This window comes from Pseudidiomarina marina, from assembly GCF_044807045.1.
Classification (GTDB): Bacteria; Pseudomonadota; Gammaproteobacteria; order Enterobacterales; family Alteromonadaceae; genus Pseudidiomarina; species Pseudidiomarina marina.
Genome location: NZ_CP085233.1, coordinates 79,853 through 103,674, shown reverse-complemented (window position 1 = coordinate 103,674; position 23,822 = coordinate 79,853). Strand labels below are relative to the sequence as shown.

Below are 23,822 nucleotides of genomic sequence, written 5' to 3'. Positions count from 1 at the left end.
TTTAACCGAACAGTGAGCGAAGCGAACGGACGAACAGCGGAGCGCACGAATCTCGAATAACGAACAACGAATAACGAACACCGTATTTGAGCTCCAGATTAACGGCGCTTCGCGCCACTCGGCGTAGAACGCCGAGCTACCGCCACCCGGCGTAGAACGCCGAGCTACCGCCACTCGGCGTAGAACGCCGAGCTACCGCCACTCGGCGTGAAACGCCGGGCTACTGTCTTTCCATCCAGAAGATGACGCGGTCATTACCGCGGTACTGACCGAAGCCCGCCGTGGCTCGTGGATTCTCGTTTACTTCAGCTGCATCGTGACCCCACTCATAACGCAACCATGAGTCAGCTTGATATTCGAAGATAAAGTCACCGAAGTTATTTGGTGCATTGGGCGCAAGCCAGAACAAGTCGCCGTAGTTCAATTCACCGTTACTGAACGTAATTGGACCCGTCAGCTGATCGGCAACGGTATCGATCGCGTCTGGATTATCGATGATATTAAGATTTGCGGCGGTTACCGTGGTACATGAATCAATATCATTGAGGACAAAGCGGTTGCCATCAAAGTATTCGTTGTACATCACAATCGGTAAATCTTCATTTTCGGGGCCGAAGATATTCTCAAGTCTCATTCGACCGTAACGAAGCTCGAGTAAGCCGCCAATTGGCACGGCGGTTGATGGCAACGTCAGTGCCGGATCGTTCTGGACGGTCATCGACTGATCGGCGGCCGCGAAATTGCGGGCATCTGTGCTGGGATCGAGCAACTGCAAACCAAGCTGGAGATCAGGGTAGGGGCCGTCGGGCTCATTATCTACGCGGCGGTTAAATGATACGGCCGAGCTTGCAAAAGTAAGTTCGCCCGCTAACCAAGTGGTTTGAGGCAAGAAATCGAGGCGGTTATAAAACTCATCACCAATATCATCAACAGGAGTTAAACTGGCGGCGCGCATTTGAACCGTCGCAGTATCGCTGTAGAGTACACCACCAGAATTGGCGTAGTTTTTCGTCACTTCATCCAATTGATTTAACGCTTGAACGGTGTAGGTGACTTCAATGGCATCTTGTCCCATATAACTGAAGCCGCTACAAGCATTGACTACGTTCGCCGCTGAAACGGTGAAGCGACTCGGATAAAAACGACCGATGGGGCTTGGTGGACGCGAGAATGCGTCACCGGCGCCAAGATAGTTGTCGCCGCTTAAGCGAGCCGTTAAGTTGACGGTGCCAACTTCCTTCCAAATTGCCCCAGATGTGCGCTTCGCTCCAGGATAGGTTGGATCAATGACAAAAGGGTTGTTCAAGGTCAATTGAGAGCCATTGCTATCGATATCTGCGGGGGTTGGATAAGCCATAGAATGAAATTGGACTTGTACTCCCGCAGAAGTCGATTCTAGGCCGAAGTTAGGCGTTGGATTGCCAGCAGCGTTTAGCGACTGGACAACCATACTAAACGGCGCTGCCGCGGCGGTAAATCCTGGCCCCGTTGCTGTCGTGCTGGTCCATAAATCACCAGCATCGTCGAGGGCGCGTGTCACTAACGTGTGCGGTTTTACTACAAAGTCATTGATACTGGTGCCCACAAGTTCAATATCGGGATCGCTAATAGCCGGATTGGACGCCGATGGTGCTTCCGTTAGTGGCAGTGAGGCAAATAATCGAATCTGGCCTACGTCGGAATAATTGACCACCAAATCATTTTCAACGCGGCCCGTCGCATCAAAAGTTAGCGCAAGTGCTTGGGTGTTGGTGTTGCTTCCAGCAGCATTGAGGCCAATAGCTTGACCGTCAATTGTCAGTGATTGTCCCGGCTGACACGTGCCCGGATTCAAACACTGCATGCCGAAGTTCACGGTATGAGTGCCGGATAATCGCGCTTCGCAAGCACCTGTCGTGGTATTGGTTTCAACCGCGCGTAAAGCTGCAGGTAAATCATTTCCTGCGAAGGTTGCAGGCAATGGGCTAGCGCCATCGATATCGGTAATGATTAAACCGGCGGTGTTGAACGTTACTTCACAACTGGTGGCTACTGTGCCACTGCTGTCGTAACACTGCGTCGCTTCAACCGCTGTGGGTGAGGCATTACTTAGCGTTAATGCTGCCGCTCCACCATTAATATTACGCAGGCCACTGCCACCAGTGCCGTTACTAAATAATAGGTTAGCATCGGCACCTGTGGTTGAGTCGAGAGAACCGCCTTGCCAGACACTGTCTGCATCGCTCGAACTCACGGTAATTGTAACAGGGTCATCATAAGTGGCTGAGCACGTTTCATCAGCGCAAGCGATCACCTCGATAGCTGCCGAGTAACAACTAACCAATACTTGTGGGTGGAGGAGACGGTAATGATGTACTTCGGCATCGACCGGCGCACAGCCTAACGATGCCGTGACTTCAGCTTGTACTTCCGGACTGTAATTGAAGACCGTATCGGTACCAACGTCAATGGTTCCAGCAGTTAGAATACTGCCTTGTAGCGTATTATTGTTGCCTAAGGTTATATCGTTGTCGGGGAATGGGCCATATATGGTGCCGTTAAAGTTGAGTGTATCCTTATTGCCACCCATATTACCGTTACCCAATGATATCGTCGCACCTTCGTAAAGGTAAATTTGAAGATTCGACGCTGAGCCGCCGCTATTAATTTCGAGCTGGTTGGCATTGGTTTGGCCAATTCCGGTTTCGATAAACAATCGAGCTGGTCCAGCGCTGGTGGTATTTACATAGATACCTGAATGAAAAACAATTTCGCGAATAAAGTAATCGCCAGGGCCAAGTGTAATACCGGTTCCGCTCCCTGTTGCGCCAACTTCTAATCGATCAATGTAGTAAGTGCCGCCAAGAAAATTACCATTATTGCCGCCTGCGACATTGATTGTGCCGTAAGTGCCGGCGGGAATGTCACTCGGATCGTTTTTCTTACTAATATTTAAATCTGCTCCACCACTAAACGTCGGGAAAATCAATGGATCAAGTGGCGGATACTCCAAGTCAACAGTATCAACTTGCCCAATAGGTGTCGGTGTGTTTCCGGTGCCATCGATGGGATTACCGTTAATCTCAGAACCATTGCCAAAGGTGAATCCCCCGCTTCCTACAACGCCATACGAGGTTAATAGTGTCACTTCACTACAGTAGTCGTATTCGGGATCCTGCGCGCCGGGGCACGGGCCAACATAAGAATTAATGCTACAAGTATATGGCGCCGTACCGGTACCACTAACGCTGGGTGCATTGATATACCCTAGTACGGTTCCGTCGTTCACCACCGGACTGCTGGCGTTAATACTGCCGGCTGTTGCGCCACTACTGTTGGTGACTGCTCCTACAGCATCAATATTGGAAGTAACAGTACCGTTATTCTGCACGCTACCTGACGCATCGACGCGTCCGCTAAGGACAGCGCCTGAATTATTAACGAAGCTACCCGCTGTCGTCACCTTGCCGTTAATCAGACCGCTATTTGAGACGCTGCCGCCAGCTATAATATCGCCATTAATGGTTGGCCCAGACGCAACGGAAACATTTGCGAGGGCGTTTAAATTGCCATTCACAATCGTTTCCAATCCACTAACGGTAATATTCGCGGCGGAAATATTCGCATTGATGACGGCATTATCACCGCTCATGAGAAAGTTACTACTGCCCAACTGTATGTTTAGAACATAACTATTATTCGGATTAATCGTGATGCCATCAGCGGTGGTAAACGCGCCATTTATCACCAAGTTAAGATTCTGTGTGAGGCTTAATGTTGCATCGACAGTGGTGAGCGTGATGTCACTATTACAGGTAACAGTCTGTCCCCCATCGAAGCTGCATCCGGCGAAGTCACCGACGTTATTCACTGCGTCATCAGGGAGGGTCCAATTGGCGAAGGCGAGCGCGGGCAACAATGCGATTGCTAGGATGACTGATTTAATAAACCCCATCACTTGCCTCCAACATAATTTCCTTTGAATACGTTAAATCGCCAGCACCACAGCTACCTTGTGCAAGAATACGAAAATGTATACCAGAATAGGGCGCCGATAACTCAGCTTGGTCGCAGTAAACGGTTGTTGAGCAATTAGCGAGTCCGTCAACCGAGAAACTGGATTGAACCACTACGGAGGTGGGTTCGCTGCTCGTTCGTTCCGGACAAATCGTCTCGTCGGCGTTGCTTGAATTAAGTGGAAACAAATCGACCAATAACGTTTCTGCGCCGCTACGAGCTGCGGCTTGGGCGCGAGCTCCAAGTACTTCGCCAACCGTAGCCGATGTGGCGTCGCCTAAAATACGTACCATGGCCATGCCGATCAGGCTCATTACAACAATAATAAACACCGCAACAGCCAGTGCGGCGCCGCGTTGTCGATAAACTGAGGTTTGCAGTCGATTACGGAACATTCGGTATATACACCTCGTGTAAAATCTCGAGCGGTTCTTGTGCCGCATCACGACGGAAGCGCCAATCAAACTGAATCAAACTGTTTCTGTAGAGCGTTGCCTCAAACACTTTAAATGGGAACTCACTGTTGTTGAGGTCATTATAGATATTTTCGGCCATAAGTTCGGCACTTGTCGCCGTTGATAATTGTAGGTCAGCGAAAGAGGGCTGGTTATTCAATCGACCATAGCCTTCAAATCGATACAACCCGCGACTGGTTTCGTCGTAGCACCAGCTGATTGGCATGCCGCCGATGTAGTAGCGTCGTACAGGACTGTCGGTAACGAAAAATGTGTTCGGCGAATAACTGATATCAACGAGATTATCAACCGGCGGCGTAACGCCGGTTACCTCTTTTCGACGCTGCGTAGCATTGCCATAAATATGCTGTGTGGTAGTGGCATACACCAACAAATAGCCGCCGACTAATCCATCAAGTGTGGTTGGCGCAATGGCTGTGAAGGGGACATTTGACACTGAAGGAGGGCCTGGGCGCGGAATGCGTACATACTGACTACTCGCCAGTATCGGCATAAATTCAATGCAACGTTGACTGTCGGCAACGCTTACACGAACACTGCGGGGAACAGCATTGCGCAGCTCACTCGTTAAGCGATTTAAGACAAACCGTGATTGTGAGACGAGTTGATCACGTTCAGTGGTGTCGCGAAAAATCTGTGCACCGAATCCGAGGTAATTAAACACAAATAGCCCGGTAAGAGCGAGTAACACAATCACGATAACAAGTTCGACCAGTGTAAAGCCACGAGATCTATGCTGATAATTTATCATTAGTAATTACCTCGCAGTGAGGTAAAAACAAAGTCTTGGCCAAACGATGTAGAGACGGTGACGCGAATACGTTTAAACGCAGTAATGGTTGATTGGCATACGCCTAAATTATCGCTATAGCACACGTCAATGGCATAGGTGAAACCGACGTAGCGGCCAGCAATATCGTCACCCAAGGCATCTTGTAAAGTTGGTGCGGTTAATTCGAGTTGATGGTAATCATCAACATCATCGAAGGTGTCACGTGTTTCGCTATCAGGGCCTAGAGCGGCTGGGGCGGTACAAGTTGTTGTACCCTCGCCACAACGAACTAAACCACCCTGGCGATCACTATTTTCATCAAATGATTTTCCGCTAATTTCATCGATAAAAGCTTGCCCCAAAGCGGCAGCTCGTTGTTGTAGGATTGGTTCGGCGCTACGTTGCGCTTGAGGAAACAGCAATACGGTTAGGAGCACTATCGAAATGCCCAAAACCACAATGCCAATAATAATCTCAATCAACGTGAAACCACGTTGTTTTGAGTGACTTGGCCGTTGCGTGATCGACATTCGAGGCATAGCTAAGCTCCGAGGCTTCTACTTTTCTTATAATTTGTTGATATATTGTTCTGTATACTACACTTTTTTCGTTTACACTGCATAAATTGTTCGCCCAAAGTGATTAACGACAAAGAGCTGACGAAATCATGCTATTACGTCCGACAAGGCACCGTGTAATTGTAAATAATCAGCAAGGTTTCACGCTTGTTGAGCTGATTATTGTTATTGTATTGGTCGGTATTTTGGCCGTAACTGCAGGCCCTCGAATTTTTGGTTCGGGTAGCGTCGATCAGGTTGTAACCGAACGTCAACTTTTAAGCTTGTTGCGTTTACAACAGCAGCAAGCCATGCAGGATGTTGTCAATCGGTGTTATGGCGTGACATTAAATAGCGCCGAAGTGATACCGTACGACTGTGGCCAACCCGTTGATAACGCGCGTATTGTTGCCCTGCCTGCTGAAAACACCTTGTCGATAGTTTCTGCCTTGCCAAACGCAGCGACGGGTTTTCGGTTCAATGCGCTAGGGTGTCCGGTTTCAACGGGGCATGCAACCACTGCCGAGAACTGCGGTCAAAGTGCAGTAGAATTACAAATAAATGGCGCGAATGCTCGCAGTGTTTGCGTTCAAAGCCAAGGGTACATACGAGTGGGAAGTTGCAGTTAATATACACGGTATAACGCTTGCCCGCACGGTGTCAGCTTGGTAAAGTTACACAGTTTTCAGTCCACCAAATTACGAGTAAGGGAACATCCCCTCATGTTTAAGAAGTTACGCGGCATCTTCTCCAACGATCTATCGATCGACTTGGGTACAGCAAACACACTAATTTATGTGAAAGACGAAGGTATTGTCTTGAATGAACCTTCGGTTGTAGCGATTCGTCAAGAACGCTCAGGTGGTCCTAAGAGTGTTGCTGCTGTTGGTCAAGCAGCAAAACAAATGCTTGGTCGAACGCCTGGCAATATAAAAGCCATCCGCCCTATGAAAGATGGTGTAATTGCAGATTTTTACGTGACTGAAAAAATGCTGCAGCACTTTATTAAGAAAGTGCACGACAGCCATTATTTCCGCCCAAGCCCGCGTGTTTTAGTGTGTGTGCCATGTGGTTCAACTCAAGTTGAACGTCGCGCCATTCGTGAATCTGCGCTCGGTGCTGGCGCCCGTGAGGTGTACCTGATTGATGAGCCAATGGCCGCTGCAATCGGTGCTGGGCTTCCGGTTTCGGAGCCAACCGGTTCAATGGTCGTCGACATTGGTGGTGGCACAACAGAAGTTGCGATTATCTCACTGAATGGTGTGGTGTATTCGTCATCGGTGCGAATTGGTGGTGACAAGTTTGACGAAGCTATCGTGAATTATATTCGTCGTAACTTCGGTTCATTGATTGGTGAAGCAACAGCTGAGCGCATTAAACATGAAATTGGCTCAGCGTTCCCAGGTGAAGAAGTTCGCGAAATTGAAGTGCGAGGCCGAAATCTAGCTGAAGGTGTACCACGCTCATTTACACTTAACAGCAATGAAATTTTAGAAGCACTGCAAGAGCCGCTGATGGGTATTGTCAGTGCCGTTATGGTTGCATTAGAACAATCACCTCCAGAGTTGGCATCTGATATTTCTGAGCGTGGCATGGTGTTAACCGGTGGTGGTGCGCTATTGCGTGATCTTGACCGACTGCTCATGGAAGAAACTGGAATTCCAGTGATTGTTGCTGATGACCCGCTGACTTGTGTTGCTCGTGGCGGTGGTAAAGCACTCGAAATGATCGACATGCACGGCGGTGACCTCTTCAGTTATGAGTAAGCGACATTATGAAGTCGCTTTTTGAACGAGGGCCAACCCTTCTTACACGACTCGTATTGGCGCTATTATGCGCCGGTACGTTGATGTTTCTCGACCACCGGCTGAACACCATGCAGCCGGTGCGTTCGTTTTTATCGACCCTTGTTGCTCCCGTTCAATATCTTGCCGTGTTACCTGAGCAAGTGCTCGATCGCTTGGTTTACTTATCCACAACTCGCACCACGCTGCGCGAAGAAAACAAAGCCTTAAAACAAGAGCTGCAAGAATTGCAAATGGCCGTGCAGCGACTCAACTTTTTAGAAAATGAGAATGACAGATTACGTCAATTGCTGGGTTCGGATATTCGCCAAGCAAGTCGACGCATGGCGGCGGAAGTTGTCGCCGTAGCAACCGACCCATTTTCACATCAAGTCGTGATCAATAAAGGTAGTGCTAACGGCGTTTATGAAGGTCAACCGGTACTGGATAATCGCGGTATTTTGGGGCAGGTGATGAGTGTCGGGCGCGGCACCGCCCGTGTTTTACTGATTTCCGATCAGAGCCATGCGTTGCCATTGCGAGCAGAGCGCAACGACATTCGCGTGTTAGCGCGAGGCACCGGCGATTTGCAACGTCTGGAATTAATGTTTATTCCACATTCAAGTGAACTTGAAGTGGGTGACAAATTAATGTCATCGGGGCTTGGTGGTGTTTATCCAGAAGGCTACCCCGTTGCCGAAATTACCCAGATTGACCGTAATGAGCGGCTACAGTATGCCCGCGTTACAGCGCGACCTTTTGCACAACTCGATCGTATTCGTACGGTGTTACTCCTTTGGCCGCCTAGTGCAACGGAGCAACCGGTTTACGACGATACGAAGGGGGCTGATAATGTGGATTAAATCCGGTTTATTACCGCTTCTTGTCAGTTATCTTGTTGCTTTGGTTTTGATGGTTATGCCAATGCCAGCGTTTCTCGAGGCATGGCGGCCAGATTGGCTCAGCTTGGTCATTATTTACTGGGTGATGGCGTTACCGCACCGTGTCGGTATGGGCACAGTGCTCGTGCTTGGGCTGATTGCTGATATTCTCATGGGCTCGGTTTTTGGCATTTATGCAACCGCCTTATTGATTATGGCTTATCCAGCAATTCGTCATTTTCAACGTATTCGCAATTATTCCTTTACCCAACAAGCATTCGTGGTGGCGGTTTTAATCCTCGTGAAGCGGGTTATCGTTTACGAGCTTGAGCACGTGCTCAACGATGCAGTTTTCAATTTTGCTTACTTATATCCGGTACTTTCGTCAGCTATCGCCTGGCCGTGGGTATACTTAATTTTGCGGAAATACCGGAGGCATTACCTTGTTCGCTAATGAACTTGTATTAGCTTCGGGCTCTCCGCGTCGCCAAGAGTTACTTAAACTACTCGACAGACCGTTTTCGGTGGTGGTGCCAAATGTGCCAGAGGAACGCGCCGCGAATGAATCGGCAACGAGTTATGTGCAACGTTTAGCGCTAACGAAGGCGCGTGCTGGGGCTGAACTAGCACAGCCGAACAGCCTTGTGTTGGGGGCTGACACGATTGTCGTTTGTGACGACGAGGTTCTCGAGAAACCGCGCAATTTCGAGCACTTTGTTGTCATGATGAAACGCTTATCGGGACGCAGCCATTTCGCAATCACCGCCGTTGCTGCGGTGCTAGGCGCCAAGGAAAAAGTGGTAATCAGCCAAGCTGAGGTCACTTTTAAAGAGCTTAGCGACGAGGACATCGACCACTATTGGCAATCAGGTGAGCCGCAAGATAAAGCCGGTGGTTATGGTATCCAAGGGCGTGCATCTAAATTCGTGACACATCTTAACGGCAGTTATTTTGCCGTAGTTGGTTTACCGATGTATGAAACGGAACATCTTATTCAAACCATTGAGGGGCGCGTATGAGTGCAGAAATTTTAATGAACGTCACGCCCACCGAAACTCGCGTTGCGCTGATTGAAAACGGTATTTTGCAAGAAATTCATATCGAGCGCCAAGCGAAGCGTGGCTTAGTCGGCAATATTTATGTCGGAAAAGTGTCACGTGTGTTGCCTGGCATGCAAGCGGCATTTATTGATATTGGTTTAGATAAAGCGGCATTTTTACATGCGTCAGATATCGTCACGCAACTTGAACAAGCTGAGGGAATTGCTCGGGGTACCATGCCTGCTGCAGATATTGCGCAATTGGTGCGTCCTGGCCAAAAAATATTAGTGCAAGTAGTCAAAGACCCACTCGGTACTAAAGGCGCTCGGTTAACTACTGATATTACGATTCCTTCTCGCTACATGGTACTGATGCCGCAATCACCACATGTGGGTATTTCACAACGCATTGAAGATGAAAAAGAACGGAACCGACTGAAGCAAGCGGCGATGCCCTATTGCGATGACGAGGGTGGGTTTATTGTTCGCACCGCAGCTGAAGGCGCGAGCGACGATGAATTGCAGCGTGATGCCAAGTTTTTACGACGCCTGTGGGATACCATTCAAAAGCGTCGTAAAGGCATGCGCAATATCGGTTTGGTATACGAAGATCTCAATCTCTCGTGTCGAATCCTGAGAGATTTCGTCGGTGAGCAAATTGAACGAATTCGGGTCGATTCGCGCGTCACCTTCGACTTGTTGAGTGAATTTGTGAAAGAATTTATTCCAGAGTTAAGCAATGCGTTGGAATATTATGCGGGGGAGCGGCCGATTTTCGACTTGTTTGATGTCGAGAATGAAGTTCAGCGGGCACTCGACCGAAAGGTGGAATTGAAGTCAGGCGGCTCGATAATTATCGACCAAACCGAAGCGATGACGACGATTGATATCAACACTGGCGGCTTTGTCGGTCATCGCAACCTCGAAGAAACTATTTTCAATACCAATATTGAAGCGACTCAAGCAATTGCTCGCCAACTACGTTTACGCAACTTGGGCGGTATTATCATTATCGATTTTATTGATATGCAAAATGCCGATCACCGTCGCCGTGTGCTGCATAGTTTGGAACAGGCGCTCGGGAAAGACCGTGCCAAAACCTCGATAAACGGTTTTACATCGCTTGGCTTGGTGGAAATGACGCGTAAGCGCACCCGCGAAAGCCTAGAGCATGTACTATGCTCAGAGTGTCCGGTATGTGGTGGACGTGGCTCAATGAAGACGGTTGAAACGGTGTGTTACGAAGTGATGCGCGAAATTGTTCGAGTCAACCGCGCCTATGCAGCCGACCACTTTATGGTTTATGCCTCAACAGCCGTAGCGGACATGCTCTTAAATGAAGAGTCGCATGCCTTGGCAGAGCTCGAGGTTTTTATTGGCAAGCAAGTCAAAGTGCTCGTGGAGCCGTTGTACAACCAAGAGCAGTTTGATGTGGTAATGATGTAATTATGGCGGGTAAGGCGTTCGGGTTTGTCTACCGTACTCTAATATACACTGTAGCAATAGCTTTGGTGCTCTTTGCGCTGCTCATTAGTGGGCTGCGCTATCTGTTACCGCAACTCCCCGATGTAACACAACAAGTTGAAACATTCCTTGCTAGTAATTATGCGACTGAAGTGTCGTTGTCGCAGATTAGTGCGGATTGGGGGCGAAGCGGGCCAGAGTTGATATTGCATGAACTGGTGGTGCGCCCCGATGCCAACAAGGCAACGCGTGTTGAAATTGACGAAGCGCGAGTGTTGATTGATTTTTGGGCGAGCGCGCGCTCGTTAAGTATTCAATTTGAACGCGTTCAACTCGATGCGATGCGCCTCCATTACGACTTGCGAGATAGTTATGGTGGTAGTACCGACAGCGAATTTAGATTGTCGCCCAATTTAACTAATTTGTTACTCCATCAACTCGATTATATTCAAGTCGCCGACAGTACGCTTGAGTTAGTCAATTTAGTTGGGGTGACCCGAGCAATCGAAATCACCGAATTACGCTGGGTTAATCAACAACAGCGGCACCAAGGTGTTGGTAAGTTGGCGTTTTCGACGGTATCCGATAATACACTCGATATTATCATCGATGTGCAAGGTTCGGATACGAGAGCGCTAAGTGGTCAAGTATACGTGGCTGCCAACCAGTTAGATATTACGCCTTGGGTACAACAGCAAATTATCGACACGGAAATTAAGAAGGCTGCTTTTAACTACAATTTATGGCTCAATTTTAAACAGAATCAGTTTACCGATGGTCTGTTGCAACTGGGTGAACAAGCGCTGATTTGGGAAGTGGATCAGCAGCAACATCAATTACGCATTCCAGGCGGAGAATTAAAGTTACGCCCGTACCGTAACGGCTGGCGCGTCAATTCCAACCCGCTTACTATTGAACATAATCAACGCAGTTGGACGTTGCCAACATTTAGTTGGGAGCAAACACCAACCACCACCGCCGTCAGCGTCGATGATTTACCATTATCGCCGATGCTTGAATTACTCAATTTGTTCGGTAGCCAAGGGGCGCAAGTAAGCGAACAATTTGCAGAACGCGATACACAAGGTCTCATCGATGTCGTTTACGAGAGTGATATCGATGACGGCGCTCGCTGGTTCGCCCGGGGCGAGGCCTTAAGTTGGGGACAGTTTGCCGGTGTGCCAGGCTTAAGTAACGTGAATTTGCGCCTGCGGGGCATTGATAATCAGTTGCACTGGCAGTTAGATGGTGAAAATGCGTCATTTATCAGCCGTGCTTTAGACTACGATGATCCTTGGCCATTATCGAAAGTGGCTTTATCTGGACAGTTTCTATGGTTCGAGGATGGTGATTGGCAGTTACGTGTTGCCCCACAAAGTGAATTGCACTTAGATGGTCTAGAAATAGGCCTTGCGGCAACGCTGACCCCGAGTGAAAAATCCGTACACGTTGACGCCGTAGCGAAGAGCTTGAATCAGCAACCTATTGATGCTGAGGTATTACGCCGTCATTTACCCGTGGTGATGGGTGACAATTTACATGATTACTTGAGTGTTGCCCTTCAAGACGGTCAAGCGCAAGATTTAGCGATGGTTTGGCGCGGTGCTGTTGAGCACTTTCCATATCACGATAATCAAGGGTTATTCGAAGCACGAGCTCGTATTACCGAGTTGAATTATAAATTTCAACCAAATTGGCGACCAATTTATGACGCCACCGCGGTGGTTAACTTTCGTAACGAACGGATGCATATTACTGCCACTGATGGCTTACTAGGCAATATTGCCATTGCTCAAGCGGATGTCGTGCTACCGGATTTATTAGCACGTGAACAAGCTCGCTTAGATATCTCGGCTACGATTTCCGGTAACGCCAATGAGCTAAAACCTATCTTTGATGAAAGTCCATTGGCCAACTCTTTGGGCGCCACGTTTAGCGAACTTCAGTTAAGTGGTCCAATAGCGAGCGAATTAGAGTTAACTATTCCGCTGGTGAATTCAGCTGACGTTGTCGCACAGGGATATGCGCAACTGGACGATGTGACGATGTATGTTCGAGGTTTAAACGAGAACTTTCGTAATGTACATGGGCGTGTGAACTTTCGAAATGATGTTATCGATGCGCAAGATCTCATCATGACCTGGCGGGGCTTCCCACTTCAAGCAACGTTAAACAGCGCGCAGCGCGAAGATGATTATTTTGTTGAAGTAGATGCCAGCGGCACGTGGGAACTCGACGAATTTGCCCCGCTTACGGCCGGGGAAATGCCGTGGCAGGCAGACTTCAACTTAAGTTTACCAAAGGACGGCGGCTATTCGTTCCGCTGGCAGCAAACTGCCGATTTACAACCTGTCGCAATAAACGTGCCGGCGCCGTTATCAAAAGCTGCAGATGAATCGGAACAGCTAGAACTGAGTGTATCGGGAAGCGAAGACAGTATTTTGGTAAATGCTGAGCTCGGTGAAAAAATGATGCTCGAATTGCAGTTCGATGGTGGCGCGGAAGTTTTGCAGTCAGGTTACGCAAGAATTGGAAGGGTATTAACGCAGGCACCCAATCCGAACGTTTTGCGGCTCAATCCAACCTTTACCGTTGAAGCAAATATGCCGCCAAGTGATGTAGCGGTTTGGCTTGAGAAATATCATCATTTGCAAAGCTTTCTCCCTGAAGGCTCAGGTGAAAGCGAGCTAGCGCAGCTATTGCGTCCTGATTACGTTCAACTGATCAGTCCGCAACTGAGTTATGGTGACTTGTTACTTAATGATGTGACTGTTGTTGGCTGGCCGGAGCAGGATCGTTGGCGCGCAAGAATCGATTCGCAACAAGTCATCACGGATGTCGAGTGGCGATCGGCAACAGCCAACAGCGAGAGATCTCGTTCTCAGCTCGTATTCGATGCCGAGTTTATTGAGTTGCATGGTAAACGACCGAAAGAAGTGATCGATGAGACATCACCTTTCGAAGAAATTAGTTTGCCTCGAAGCTTCGCGAAACTGCCTGATATCTACCTGACCTGCAAGCGTTGCCGTTATGATATCTATGATTTGGGTGAAGTGAGTCTTCACTTGCGTGGTGAAGATAAGTTACTCGAGTTGGTTGATTTCAATGCACAACATCGCAACCATACACTGAAGGCGAGTGGCACATGGGCGCTGGAAACAGAAACGCAGCATCCGCAAACGCGCATTTTTGGGGAGTTTACCTCACCAGATTTTGGCGAGTTTTTGGAGAATTATGAGTTCACATCAATGGTTCGCGATAGTAATGCAACTATCGCTTTTGATTTGAGTTATTTGGGGGCGCCACAACAGATACAAGCAACTTCACTCAATGGCACGGTAAATTGGAGACTGGGTCAAGGATATCTGAATGAGGTGAGTGATCGTGGCGCTCGATTGTTCTCACTTTTGAGTCTCGATAGTATTTTGCGAAAACTTCGTTTCGACTTTCGTGATGTTTTCGCCAATGGCTTGTTCTACACCAATTTCAGTGGTGACTTTAATATCGTTAACGGAATTGTCTCTACCGAAAACACGCAGCTTAATGGCGCAGCAGGCGACATGGAGGTTAAAGGGCAAACCAACCTGATGACGCGCACGCTGGATTATGATCTGCAATTTGTACCAAAGGTCACTTCGAGCTTACCGGTTATTTTAGCGTGGATGATTAATCCACCATCAGGACTCGCTGCTTTGGTCATTGATCGAATGTTGCATGACGCGAAAGTCATTAGCCGTCTCGAATATAAAATTTCAGGGACAATGGACGAGCCTCAAATCGAAGAGATCGCGCGAGATAGCCGCGATGCGCCAATTCCACCGGAGGTGCAAAATGAACCAGAATCTGAACAACAGCCAAGTTCAACTGACGGCGCTGCAAATGACGAGCAGCCCGCATCTGCAACAGAACCTACAGGAAATTGAGCAGCAGCTAAAAACGCTACCTGATTTTCGTCCGCAACTCGTGGTATTGCCTGAAGCAAGCTTATGTTTTGGGGCCGGCGACAAGCGGCAACGAGAGCTCGCCGAGCTTCCTGGCGATGGTCCCATGCAACAAGGTCTCGCCGAGTTAGCTAAACGTTACAATATCTGGCTAGTGGGTGGCACTATCCCGCTAATCGACTCTCCAGAAGATAAGAAATTCAGCGCCGCAAGTTTAGTATTTAATCCGCAAGGTGAATGCGTTGCTCGCTACAATAAAATGCATTTGTTTGATGTTGATGTTGCGGATAACACCAAAAGTTATCGTGAATCCAATTGGACTGATGCGGGTGATGCTGTGGTAACCGTTCCAACTGAGTTCGGCACATTGGGGTTAGCGGTATGTTATGATGTGCGCTTTGCAGAGCTGTTTCGTGCGTTAAGAACAGCTGGCGCCGACATTTTGGTATTGCCCTCAGCATTTACCCAAGTGACAGGGCAGGCGCATTGGCATGTTTTGACGCGCGCTCGCGCCATTGAACAGCAATGTTTTGTCGTTGCCTCGGCACAAGCCGGTGAGCACGATAATGGCCGTCAAACCTATGGTCACGCCCTTGTAATTGACGGCTGGGGCCGCATATTAGCTGAAACAGAAACCATGCAACCAAGTATTGCAACAGCCTTGGTTGATACCGCAAGCTTACACAAGATCCGCCAAGATATCCCAGTAGCGGAACACTTCAACCGTAGTAAAAAGGTTTTACATGCAAGCACAGAACGTTGAGCATAACCTGCTTCATCAATACGATTTAGACAGTGATAAACTGCAGCAATCGCTCGCGACGCTCTACACGGGCGCCATCGATTTTGCCGACATCTATTTACAGAGCAGCGTCAATGAATCTTGGGTTTTAGAAGATGGCATTGTGAAAGAAGGGAGCTTCCATATCGAGGCTGGTCTGGGAGTACGCGCAGTACACGGTGAAAAAACTGGCTTTGCATATGCAGATGATATATCGCCGCAAGCCCTTCAAAAAGCCGCTGCAGCCGCTCGAGGTATTAGCTTAGCTGGTGATAATAAACAGGTGAACGCGTTCTCACGGTCAACTGTTGGATTGCGATACCCTGCGGTAAATCCGCTAGCCAGTTTAAACGAACAAGCGAAAATCGAGTTACTCCGCGAAATCGACGCTTATGCTCGAAGTCTTGACTCACGCGTTGTTGAAGTCATTGCCAGCATCAGTGGGAGTTACGATGAAATTCTTGTCGCTGCTACTGATGGCACTTTTGCGACGGATATTCGTCCGTTAGTACGAGTAAACTGCACTGTGCTGGTTGAACATAATGGTCGTCGAGAGCGCGGTAGTGCCGGCGGCGGTGCTCGGGTTGATTACCATTATTTCACTGCCCCAGTTGACGCAACGCCGCGCTGGAAAGCTTATGCGGATGAAGCCGTTCGCCAAGCGCTGGTTAATTTGGAGGCGCGTCCAGCACCAGCCGGAACAATGCCTGTTGTATTAGGCGCCGGCTGGCCGGGCGTGTTGTTACATGAGGCAGTTGGCCATGGCCTTGAAGGTGATTTTAACCGTAAAGGTGCCTCAGCGTATGCCGGCAAGATCGGCGAAATGGTCGCCTCGGAATTGTGCACAATTGTTGATGATGGCACGTTACAAGACCGCCGTGGTTCATTGGCAATCGACGATGAAGGCACGGAAGCAGGTTACAACGTGCTGATTGAGAAAGGTCGTTTAGTCGGCTACATGCAAGACAAAATGAACGCGCGCTTAATGGGCGTGAATCCAACCGGTAATGGCCGTCGTGAGAGTTACGCCCATTTGCCGATGCCTCGGATGACCAATACGTATATGTTGGCTGGTGAACATGATCCAGAAGAAATTATTCGTAGTGTGAAGCGCGGCATTTATGCACCGCATTTTGCCGGTGGTCAAGTTGATATCACTTCTGGCAAATTCGTCTTCTCAGCATCTGAGGCTTATTTAATTGAGGATGGTAAAATTACCGCCCCAGTTAAAGGTGCAACCCTAATTGGTAATGGCCCTGAAGCCATGCGTCAGGTATCCATGGTTGGGCATGATTTGGCGCTAGATCAAGGTGTTGGTGTGTGTGGAAAAGACGGTCAAAGCGTGCCTGTTGGTGTTGGACAACCAACATTGAAATTAGACGCAATGACCGTTGGTGGCACCGATTAAACGGTTGCCACTTCACGCAAATATTTAAACAGTTCGCGTTTTGCCGCTGGCGGCTTATTTTGTTCAGCTTGTTTGTTCGCTTGGCGATAGAGCTGACGCAACTTCTGGCGATCGGCGTGCGGGTAGGCATCAATGAATTGCTGAATGGCCTCGTCGCCATTCGCCAAAATAGCATCACGATGTTTCTCAAGTTGATGAAACAACGCATTTTGCTCATGGTGTGAATGCTCAAGTTCGGCTAATGCCTGCTCGATAGGACCAGTATCTCGGTTGCGCATCATTTTACCGATAAGTTGCAACTGGCGACGATAGCCTTCGCGCGTGTTGCGAATACGCTGTGCAAGATGAATAGCATCACGTAGCTCTTCATCGAGAGGAATTTTTGCTAGTTTGCCTTCAGCTAGGCTAACAAGGGTTTCGCCAAGCTGTTGTTGCGCTTCAGCGGCGCGTTTTAATTCAGATTTACTGACGATATCGTCGTCGTGCTCAAATTCGCTCATGGGATGCCTCTGTGGTTTCGAGCGAATTGTACCCGAACACAGCGTATAAATACAAAAACGATATTAGCTATTCGATATTAGATATTCGATTGGATATTTCCGGTTCTTGTTCTTTAACTAATATCTAATATCGAATAGCTAATATCGCTCTAGGTTTTTAAAGGAGATGTAATGATTCCGGATATGAATGAACTTCAAACAGAACTGCACGAAGTGAAACAAGCTGTAGCTGACGCAATCAACTACGCCACACAGCTTGGCGTGAGTGCGGCTGAGTGTGCAATGAGCCGCAGCAGTGGCATTAATGTTGCAACGCGATTGGGTGAAGTTGAGACGGTTGAATTCAATCAGGATGGGGCGCTGGGCATTACCGTATTTCGAGGCCAGCAAAAAGGCTCTTCTTCGACTACAGATTTGACCGCCAAGGCGATTCGTGCAGCGGTAGAAAAGGCCAATGATATTGCTCGCTATACCTCAGAAGATCCTTTCGCTGGGTTAGCTCCTGCTGAACTTATGGCAACAGAGATTCCGGATTTAGATTTGTGTCATCCAGCTGACCAAAGTGCTGAGTTTGCCTTAGAGCAAGCACTCGCGTGCGAGCAACATGCGCTGCAACTCGACCCTCGAATTGTGAATTCAGATGGTGCCGGATATAGCAGTCATGTTGGCTATCGCGTGTATGGCAATAGTCATGGATTTGTGGCTGGATACTTGCAATCGCGGCATAGTTTGAGTTGCTCGCTCATTGCCAAAAGCGGTGAGGCTATGCAACGCGACTATAGCTATACCGTGGCGCGTCATCGTGACGATTTATGGACGCCTCATCAGGTAGCAGAAGATGCCGTGCAGAGTACGGTGTCGCGTCTAGATGCTCGCAAAATTGCAACCGCAAAAGTACCGGTAATTTTCCGCGCTGATGTTGCGAACAGCTTATTTGGGCATTTAGTGGCAGGAATTAGCGGCGGCAGTTTGTACCGTAAATCGAGCTTTTTGGTGGATCATTTGGGTAAACAAATTCTACCAAGTTGGTTAACTGTGCAGGAGCGGCCGCATTTACGTGGTGCCTTGGCGAGTAGCCCGTTTGATCATGAAGGTTTGGCGACGCATGACCGTGACATTATCAAAGATGGTGTATTGCAAACCTATTTATTGACGAGTTACTCGGCGCGTAAACTTGGTATGAAGCCTACCGGTCACGCTGGTGGTATTCACACTTGGGAAGTTAATCACCAGGTAGAAAACTTGGCAGCATTATGCAAAAAAATGGGCACGGGCTTATTGGTCACTGAACTGATGGGGCAGGGTGTGAATATCGTGAATGGCGATTATTCTCGCGGTGCAGCCGGTTTCTGGGTTGAGAATGGTGAAATCCAATATCCAGTCGAAGAGATCACAATAGCTGGCAACTTAAAGGATATGTTGGCGAATATTGTCGCCATTGCAGGTGACGTAGACGCACGTCATGGCGTTCGTACTGGTTCAGTTTTACTCGAAGAAATGCGAATTGCTGGCGTTTAACCCAGCAATAACGTTGCTGTGCCAAGGAAGGCAAAGATACCGACCACATCGGTGACAGTAGTCAGAATCACACCGCCAGCCAGTGCAGGGTCGATATCAAACTTTTTCAAAATAAGTGGAACAGTGACGCCAGCCAAACCGGCCGCTAATAAGTTGGCCATCATAGCGAACGCGATGATACCGCCGATCACCAAATCTTGTTTCCATAACGCAACGACACCGGCAATTAGAATTGCCCAGATGACACCATTGAGTGCACCAATAGCCAGCTCTTTACCAATCAACCAACGTTGGTTGCTTTGACCGATATGACCAAGAGCCATACCGCGAATGACCAAGGTCAGTGTTTGCGAGCCAGCGATACCGCCCATACTTGGTACAATGGTGTTCAAAATGGCCAAGATTGCCATTTGCGCCAAAATATCTTCAAACATGGAGCTTACCGCTGCAGCCAATAACGCAGTGATCAGGTTGACGCCTAACCAGATACTGCGGCGACGCGTACTTTTAAGAACAGGTGCAAAGGTATCTTCATCGTCGTCTAAACCGGCCATACTTAGCATGGAGTGCTGAGCATCTTCACGAATAATATCGACCACGTCATCGATGGTGATACGACCGAGTAGTCGATTTTCATCGTCAACGACGGGTGCTGAGATCCAGTCTTGGCGTTCGAAAAGCTTCGCGACTTCGGTTTCGTCCATTTCGACGGGAATACCTTGGATATCTTGATCCATCACATCGCTAACGAGCTTGGTTGGATCAACGGTAAGCAAGCGAGTAATGCCAATCTCACCGATAAATTTGTCGTCGCGGTCGACCACATAGAGTTTATCAGTGGCTTCCGGTAATTCACCTTTGAGGCGCAGGTAACGCAGTACCACGTCGATGGTAACGTCTGGACGCAGGGTGATAGTGTCGGTATTCATCATACCGCCAGCGGTTTCGTCGGCGTATGACAGGGCTTGTTCGGCTCGATGACGATCTTGCTCGTCCATCGATTTTAGAACTTCTTGATAAATTTGCTCCGGCAGGCCACGTAACACGTAAGCAAGGTCATCGGTATCCATGCCTTCGGTTGCAGCTGCCAATTTCTCTGGCGCCATTTGCCGAATGACGGACTTTTGAACTTCTTCTGAAAGTTCTTCAAGAATATCACCATGCTCGTCAGCATCGACGAGTTGCCAAATAATGGCACGGGCTTTTGGAGGAGAGGATTCGAGTAATAGAGCAACGTCCCATGCTGGGAGGTTGTGCAGTTGCCGACGCGCTTGCACGTACATGCCACGAGCTAACGATTCAGAAACTTCCTGAATACGTTGTTCGGCAAATTCTTTGTCGGCAACTTCAGCTAGCATACAATAAACCCTCAGTGATATGAGAAGTTTACCGCATCATTGCTCTTCATCAAAGCGAGATTCAATTAAGTTTGCAATAGCATCAACTGCTTGACTGGCGTCTTTACCTTCGGCAACGATGTCAATTTCGCGTCCTTGACCACTCGCTAGCAACAGTAGACACATGACACTAGAGGCATCGACGTGTTGTTCACCTTGTACAATAGATACCTGCGCATCAAATTCATGAGTGAGTTTGGCGAGTTTGGTTGCTGCTCGAGCATGGAGACCGAGCTTATTGCGAATGGTCACGGTACGACGAATAACATCAGTCATGGTGTACCCCTTAGGAAATTCGGTTCAAGGCTTTTTATGACGGCTGGATTCACGGTGCCGTACTTGAACCTTGAATGGTTGTTCAGTGAATCGCTTAGCAAGTTTTTCGGCGATGTACACTGAGCGGTGCTGGCCACCGGTGCAACCGATACCAATAGTTAAGTAGCTTCGGTTACTACGTTGGAAATGTGGTAACCAAGTTTCAAAAAATACTTCCAATTGATGGATGAACTTCGTCACGAGCGGTTGTTGCTCAAAAAAATGTTGTACCGCGGGATCGTTGCCGGTTAACGGTTTGAGCTCAGGTACCCAGTGAGGATTTGGTAATATTCGCGCATCGAAGGCATAATCTAAATCGGGCGGTAGACCATATTTGTAGCCAAATGACTGGAATACAACAATTAATCGAGAAGCCGCTTTGCCAAGCACACGTTCGGAAACCTGTTCGCTAAGTTGGTGAACACTGAGATCACTACTATCAATTCGCCATGTCGCACGCTCCGCTAAAGGCTCGAGCATGGCCGCTTCTGCTGCTAACGCATCGGCGAGAGGCATTTCCTTCTGCGACAACGGGTGTAATCGACGCGTTTCGCCAAAGCGGCGAAGCAAAATCGCTTCTGATGAATCGATGTAGAGAATCTCAGGCTTAACTTTGCTCGGCAAAAAATCGAGAGCTTCGGTCAGTTCGCTTTGGTCCGCAGGAAGGTTTCGAACATCAACACTGACAGCAACTTTATCGTATTGATCAATCACCGCATGCACCAATGTGGGCATTAATGTGATTGGTAAATTATCGACACAGTAATAGCCGAGATCTTCAAGAACTCTGAGCGCAATAGTTTTCCCTGAGCCTGATCGGCCTGTGACAATAATCAGTTGCATGTCGTTATCTACTTAACCCGTGAACAGGTCGTATAATTCTTGATCGCTATGGGCATCACGTAAAGCCCGCGTGCAAATTTTATCATTTAATCGCTGCGCCACTGACGCGAGTGTTTGTAAATGTTGTTCGTGCTGATCTTCAGGAACCAGCAAAGCAAAAATGATATCCACCGGTTGATTGTCTATCGCATCAAAATCGATAGGTGATGACAGAGTAATCAATATTGCAACCGGTTTGTTAGCGCTTGCTAACCTGCCATGAGGTATCGCAACGCCCATCCCAATACCGGTGCTACCAAGCCGCTCGCGATTAAGCAGGCTCTCAAAAACATCGAAGCTGGTGGTGCCAGACAGACGAGGGGCGGCCATTTGACCAATGAGCTCAAGTACTTTCTTTTTACTTGAGCCGTCGACTGCACAGCGTGTGCAGTCGGGGCTTAACAAGGTGGATAAATCCATGATTTAGTGACGTTTCATCTTTTCTTTATGTTTAATAACCTGCCGATCGAGTTTGTCGATCAACCCGTCTATGGCGGCATACATATCTTGGTGCTCTGAATCTGCGAAAATTTCGCCGCCATTCAAATGCAGCGTAGCTTCCGCTTTTTGCGTCAACTTTTCAACATTTAAAATGACATGGACGTTGTTTATGTGGTCAAAATGTCGCTCGAGTTTACTAAATTTGCTATCGACGTACTCGCGTAATGCGTCAGTGATTTCTACGTGATGACCAGTCAGATTAATTTGCATAACATCTTCCTTCTGTTGTCCAAGATTCAGATAAGACGTTTGCGTTGACTCGAGGGCGGAATATTGAGCGCCTCTCGATACTTCGCAATGGTCCGTCTAGCTACTTGGATACCTTGTTCCGCGAGGAGTTCAGTTAGTTTACTGTCACTCAGCGGCTTTTTCGGGTTTTCCGCAGCAACTAGCTTTTTCAACAACGCCCGAATGGCCGTTGATGAAGCTTCCCCTCCAGTATCAGTACCGAGCTGACTTGAGAAGAAGTACTTCAATTCAAACACACCACGCGGTGAATGCATATACTTTTGCGTGGTTACTCGAGAAATAGTTGATTCATGCATCTCAACAGCGCTTGCAATATCCGCTAACACCATTGGTTTCATTGCTTCTTCACCGTGTTCAAAGAATCCTTGTTGACGCAATACAATAGCATTCGCGACCTTCAGCAGCGTTTCGTTGCGGCTTTCAAGGCTGCGGATAAACCATTTCGCTTCTTGTGTTTGTTGGCGTATGTATTGCATGTCGTCGGTTTGGCGCGTTCCTTGGCATAACTTCATGTAACTTTCGTTCACTTTAAGTTTAGGCACACTTTCTGGATTTAGCTCAACCATCCAGCGATTATTTTTCTTGCGCACCAAAACATCGGGAATAACGTAGTCATCGTCGCTATTGTTAAACGCTTCGCCAGGCCGCGGCTGAAGGTGTTGAATGAGGTCAATCACAGCAGCGAGGTCGTCTTCATTTAAACGCAATCGACGTGCTAAAGTTCGGTAATCGCGTGATCCAAGCAAAGCCAAATGCTCACGCACAGTTGCTAACGCTTCGTTACGCCACGGCGTATCATGGGGCAATTGTTGGAGTTGTAAGGTGAGACATTCGCCGACATCACGAGCACCAACCCCAATGGGGTCAAAATGTTGGATGCGTTTTAATACGACAGCCGCTTCATCGAGTTCAACAGGTTCATCGGTTTGACGATTTACGGCGGTTACAACTTCTTCCAGAGAAACCGCCAAGTAACCACTATCGTCAATGGCATCAATGATGGCGAGGGCAATTGCTTCATCGATAGCTGAAAAATGAGAGAGTTGCATTTGCCAAATCAAATGGTCTTGCAAAGTTGTGCCTGAGGCCCCTTCAAACACTGAGTCTTCGCCATCAAAGCTCGAGCTGGACTGACCTAGTGCCGCAGAACAAGGACTATCCCAAAGATCATCATCGTCGGTAATGGCCGTTTCGCCTTCAGCCTCAGCTTGTTCTAATTCCAATAACGGGTTTTCTTCGAGCGCTTGTTGAACCTCTTGTTGTAGTTCAAGCGTCGAAAGTTGTAGAAGTTTAATTGCCTGCTGCAGCTGCGGCGTCATCGACAGCTGCTGAGAGAATTTAAACTGCAGGCCTTGTTTCAT

Annotated in this window: 21 protein-coding genes; 10 read left to right on the top strand and 11 right to left on the bottom strand. The window is 48.3% G+C overall.

The genetic code is table 11. The features are described 5' to 3' along the window. Positions 1-220: 220 nt before the first annotated feature. Genes LG272_RS00490 through LG272_RS00475 form a run of 4 tightly spaced genes read right to left on the bottom strand, consistent with a single transcriptional unit; the run spans position 221 to position 5,783 of the window. A complete protein-coding gene (locus LG272_RS00490; protein WP_404408912.1) occupies positions 221-3,934 on the bottom strand; it encodes a DUF6701 domain-containing protein in 3,714 nt (1,237 codons plus the stop codon). Next, complete coding sequence (locus LG272_RS00485) at positions 3,921-4,391, bottom strand: hypothetical protein (protein ID WP_404408910.1); 471 nt, start codon at positions 4,389-4,391, stop codon at positions 3,921-3,923. The genes LG272_RS00490 and LG272_RS00485 overlap by 14 nt, the downstream gene beginning before the upstream one ends. Continuing rightward, positions 4,381-5,223: a PilW family protein gene (locus tag LG272_RS00480; protein WP_404408908.1), complete on the bottom strand. Its 843-nt coding sequence runs from the start codon at positions 5,221-5,223 to the stop codon at positions 4,381-4,383. Before LG272_RS00480 ends, LG272_RS00485 begins: the two co-directional genes overlap by 11 nt. Further along, positions 5,223-5,783: a prepilin-type N-terminal cleavage/methylation domain-containing protein gene (locus LG272_RS00475; RefSeq protein WP_126759576.1), complete on the bottom strand. Its 561-nt coding sequence runs from the start codon at positions 5,781-5,783 to the stop codon at positions 5,223-5,225. Before LG272_RS00475 ends, LG272_RS00480 begins: the two co-directional genes overlap by 1 nt. A 128-nt stretch (positions 5,784-5,911) precedes the next feature. Between LG272_RS00475 and LG272_RS00470 the strand changes: the two genes are divergently transcribed. From LG272_RS00470 to tldD, 9 genes are all read left to right on the top strand, one after another. After that, positions 5,912-6,430, top strand: coding sequence for a type II secretion system protein (locus LG272_RS00470; protein WP_126759575.1), 519 nt, complete (start codon positions 5,912-5,914; stop codon positions 6,428-6,430). A 93-nt stretch (positions 6,431-6,523) separates the two neighbouring features. Continuing rightward, the gene (locus LG272_RS00465; protein ID WP_092856688.1) at positions 6,524-7,567 is read left to right on the top strand and encodes a rod shape-determining protein; all 1,044 of its coding nucleotides are present in this window, start codon (positions 6,524-6,526) and stop codon (positions 7,565-7,567) included. 8 nt (positions 7,568-7,575) lie between these two features. After that, a complete protein-coding gene (mreC, locus tag LG272_RS00460) occupies positions 7,576-8,448 on the top strand; it encodes a rod shape-determining protein MreC (RefSeq protein ID WP_404408905.1) in 873 nt (290 codons plus the stop codon). After that, entirely contained in the window at positions 8,438-8,920 is a 483-nt protein-coding gene (mreD, locus tag LG272_RS00455; protein WP_404408903.1) for a rod shape-determining protein MreD, read from the top strand. Before mreC ends, mreD begins: the two co-directional genes overlap by 11 nt. Further along, positions 8,910-9,485 carry a Maf family protein gene (locus tag LG272_RS00450; RefSeq protein WP_404408901.1) on the top strand — a complete coding sequence of 192 codons (576 nt, stop codon included), beginning with the start codon at positions 8,910-8,912 and terminating at the stop codon, positions 9,483-9,485. Before mreD ends, LG272_RS00450 begins: the two co-directional genes overlap by 11 nt. Beyond that, on the top strand, positions 9,482-10,951 hold the full coding sequence (gene rng / locus LG272_RS00445; protein ID WP_126759572.1) for a ribonuclease G: 1,470 nt from the start codon (positions 9,482-9,484) through the stop codon (positions 10,949-10,951). Before LG272_RS00450 ends, rng begins: the two co-directional genes overlap by 4 nt. Positions 10,952-10,953: 2 nt before the next feature. After that, a complete protein-coding gene (locus LG272_RS00440) occupies positions 10,954-14,892 on the top strand; it encodes a YhdP family protein (protein ID WP_404408898.1) in 3,939 nt (1,312 codons plus the stop codon). Further along, entirely contained in the window at positions 14,801-15,673 is an 873-nt protein-coding gene (locus LG272_RS00435; protein WP_404408896.1) for a carbon-nitrogen hydrolase family protein, read from the top strand. The genes LG272_RS00440 and LG272_RS00435 overlap by 92 nt, the downstream gene beginning before the upstream one ends. Continuing rightward, the gene (gene tldD / locus LG272_RS00430) at positions 15,654-17,099 is read left to right on the top strand and encodes a metalloprotease TldD (protein WP_404408894.1); all 1,446 of its coding nucleotides are present in this window, start codon (positions 15,654-15,656) and stop codon (positions 17,097-17,099) included. Before LG272_RS00435 ends, tldD begins: the two co-directional genes overlap by 20 nt. On the opposite strand, the gene yjgA is transcribed toward tldD, so the two are convergent. After that, complete coding sequence (gene yjgA, locus LG272_RS00425; protein WP_126759568.1) at positions 17,096-17,599, bottom strand: ribosome biogenesis factor YjgA; 504 nt, start codon at positions 17,597-17,599, stop codon at positions 17,096-17,098. The genes tldD and yjgA overlap by 4 nt on opposite strands. A gap of 171 nt (positions 17,600-17,770) precedes the next feature. On the opposite strand from yjgA, the gene pmbA reads away from it, so the two are divergent. Continuing rightward, entirely contained in the window at positions 17,771-19,117 is a 1,347-nt protein-coding gene (gene pmbA / locus LG272_RS00420; RefSeq protein ID WP_404408892.1) for a metalloprotease PmbA, read from the top strand. Here pmbA and mgtE read toward each other — a convergent pair. Genes mgtE through LG272_RS00390 form a run of 6 tightly spaced genes read right to left on the bottom strand, consistent with a single transcriptional unit; the run spans position 19,114 to position 23,822 of the window. Continuing rightward, entirely contained in the window at positions 19,114-20,475 is a 1,362-nt protein-coding gene (mgtE, locus tag LG272_RS00415) for a magnesium transporter (RefSeq protein WP_404408890.1), read from the bottom strand. The two genes, pmbA and mgtE, sit on opposite strands and share 4 nt — an antisense overlap. A gap of 36 nt (positions 20,476-20,511) precedes the next feature. Beyond that, positions 20,512-20,790: an HPr family phosphocarrier protein gene (locus tag LG272_RS00410; RefSeq protein WP_126759565.1), complete on the bottom strand. Its 279-nt coding sequence runs from the start codon at positions 20,788-20,790 to the stop codon at positions 20,512-20,514. Between the two features lie 24 nt (positions 20,791-20,814). Beyond that, positions 20,815-21,672: an RNase adapter RapZ gene (rapZ, locus tag LG272_RS00405; protein WP_126759564.1), complete on the bottom strand. Its 858-nt coding sequence runs from the start codon at positions 21,670-21,672 to the stop codon at positions 20,815-20,817. 12 nt (positions 21,673-21,684) lie between these two features. Continuing rightward, a complete protein-coding gene (gene ptsN, locus LG272_RS00400) occupies positions 21,685-22,131 on the bottom strand; it encodes a PTS IIA-like nitrogen regulatory protein PtsN (protein ID WP_404408887.1) in 447 nt (148 codons plus the stop codon). A 3-nt stretch (positions 22,132-22,134) separates the two neighbouring features. Then, positions 22,135-22,422: a ribosome hibernation promoting factor gene (gene hpf, locus LG272_RS00395; protein WP_092856647.1), complete on the bottom strand. Its 288-nt coding sequence runs from the start codon at positions 22,420-22,422 to the stop codon at positions 22,135-22,137. Positions 22,423-22,448: 26 nt separating this feature from the next. Then, entirely contained in the window at positions 22,449-23,822 is a 1,374-nt protein-coding gene (locus LG272_RS00390) for an RNA polymerase factor sigma-54 (RefSeq protein ID WP_404408885.1), read from the bottom strand.

What these genes read in the sequence shown, in the direction of transcription:
- LG272_RS00490 (WP_404408912.1), bottom strand. Translation starts at nt 3,934, where the DNA reads ATGGGGTTTATTAAATCAGTCATCCTAGCAATCGCATTGTTGCCCGCG.
- LG272_RS00485 (WP_404408910.1), bottom strand. Translation starts at nt 4,391, where the DNA reads ATGTTCCGTAATCGACTGCAAACCTCAGTTTATCGACAACGCGGCGCC.
- LG272_RS00480 (WP_404408908.1), bottom strand. Translation starts at nt 5,223, where the DNA reads ATGATAAATTATCAGCATAGATCTCGTGGCTTTACACTGGTCGAACTT.
- LG272_RS00475 (WP_126759576.1), bottom strand. Translation starts at nt 5,783, where the DNA reads ATGCCTCGAATGTCGATCACGCAACGGCCAAGTCACTCAAAACAACGT.
- LG272_RS00470 (WP_126759575.1), top strand. Translation starts at nt 5,912, where the DNA reads ATGCTATTACGTCCGACAAGGCACCGTGTAATTGTAAATAATCAGCAA.
- LG272_RS00465 (WP_092856688.1), top strand. Translation starts at nt 6,524, where the DNA reads ATGTTTAAGAAGTTACGCGGCATCTTCTCCAACGATCTATCGATCGAC.
- mreC (WP_404408905.1), top strand. Translation starts at nt 7,576, where the DNA reads ATGAAGTCGCTTTTTGAACGAGGGCCAACCCTTCTTACACGACTCGTA.
- mreD (WP_404408903.1), top strand. Translation starts at nt 8,438, where the DNA reads ATGTGGATTAAATCCGGTTTATTACCGCTTCTTGTCAGTTATCTTGTT.
- rng (WP_126759572.1), top strand. Translation starts at nt 9,482, where the DNA reads ATGAGTGCAGAAATTTTAATGAACGTCACGCCCACCGAAACTCGCGTT.
- LG272_RS00440 (WP_404408898.1), top strand. Translation starts at nt 10,954, where the DNA reads ATGGCGGGTAAGGCGTTCGGGTTTGTCTACCGTACTCTAATATACACT.
- LG272_RS00435 (WP_404408896.1), top strand. Translation starts at nt 14,801, where the DNA reads ATGAACCAGAATCTGAACAACAGCCAAGTTCAACTGACGGCGCTGCAA.
- tldD (WP_404408894.1), top strand. Translation starts at nt 15,654, where the DNA reads ATGCAAGCACAGAACGTTGAGCATAACCTGCTTCATCAATACGATTTA.
- yjgA (WP_126759568.1), bottom strand. Translation starts at nt 17,599, where the DNA reads ATGAGCGAATTTGAGCACGACGACGATATCGTCAGTAAATCTGAATTA.
- pmbA (WP_404408892.1), top strand. Translation starts at nt 17,771, where the DNA reads ATGATTCCGGATATGAATGAACTTCAAACAGAACTGCACGAAGTGAAA.
- mgtE (WP_404408890.1), bottom strand. Translation starts at nt 20,475, where the DNA reads ATGCTAGCTGAAGTTGCCGACAAAGAATTTGCCGAACAACGTATTCAG.
- LG272_RS00410 (WP_126759565.1), bottom strand. Translation starts at nt 20,790, where the DNA reads ATGACTGATGTTATTCGTCGTACCGTGACCATTCGCAATAAGCTCGGT.
- rapZ (WP_126759564.1), bottom strand. Translation starts at nt 21,672, where the DNA reads ATGCAACTGATTATTGTCACAGGCCGATCAGGCTCAGGGAAAACTATT.
- ptsN (WP_404408887.1), bottom strand. Translation starts at nt 22,131, where the DNA reads ATGGATTTATCCACCTTGTTAAGCCCCGACTGCACACGCTGTGCAGTC.
- hpf (WP_092856647.1), bottom strand. Translation starts at nt 22,422, where the DNA reads ATGCAAATTAATCTGACTGGTCATCACGTAGAAATCACTGACGCATTA.
- LG272_RS00390 (WP_404408885.1), bottom strand. Translation starts at nt 23,822, where the DNA reads ATGAAACAAGGCCTGCAGTTTAAATTCTCTCAGCAGCTGTCGATGACG.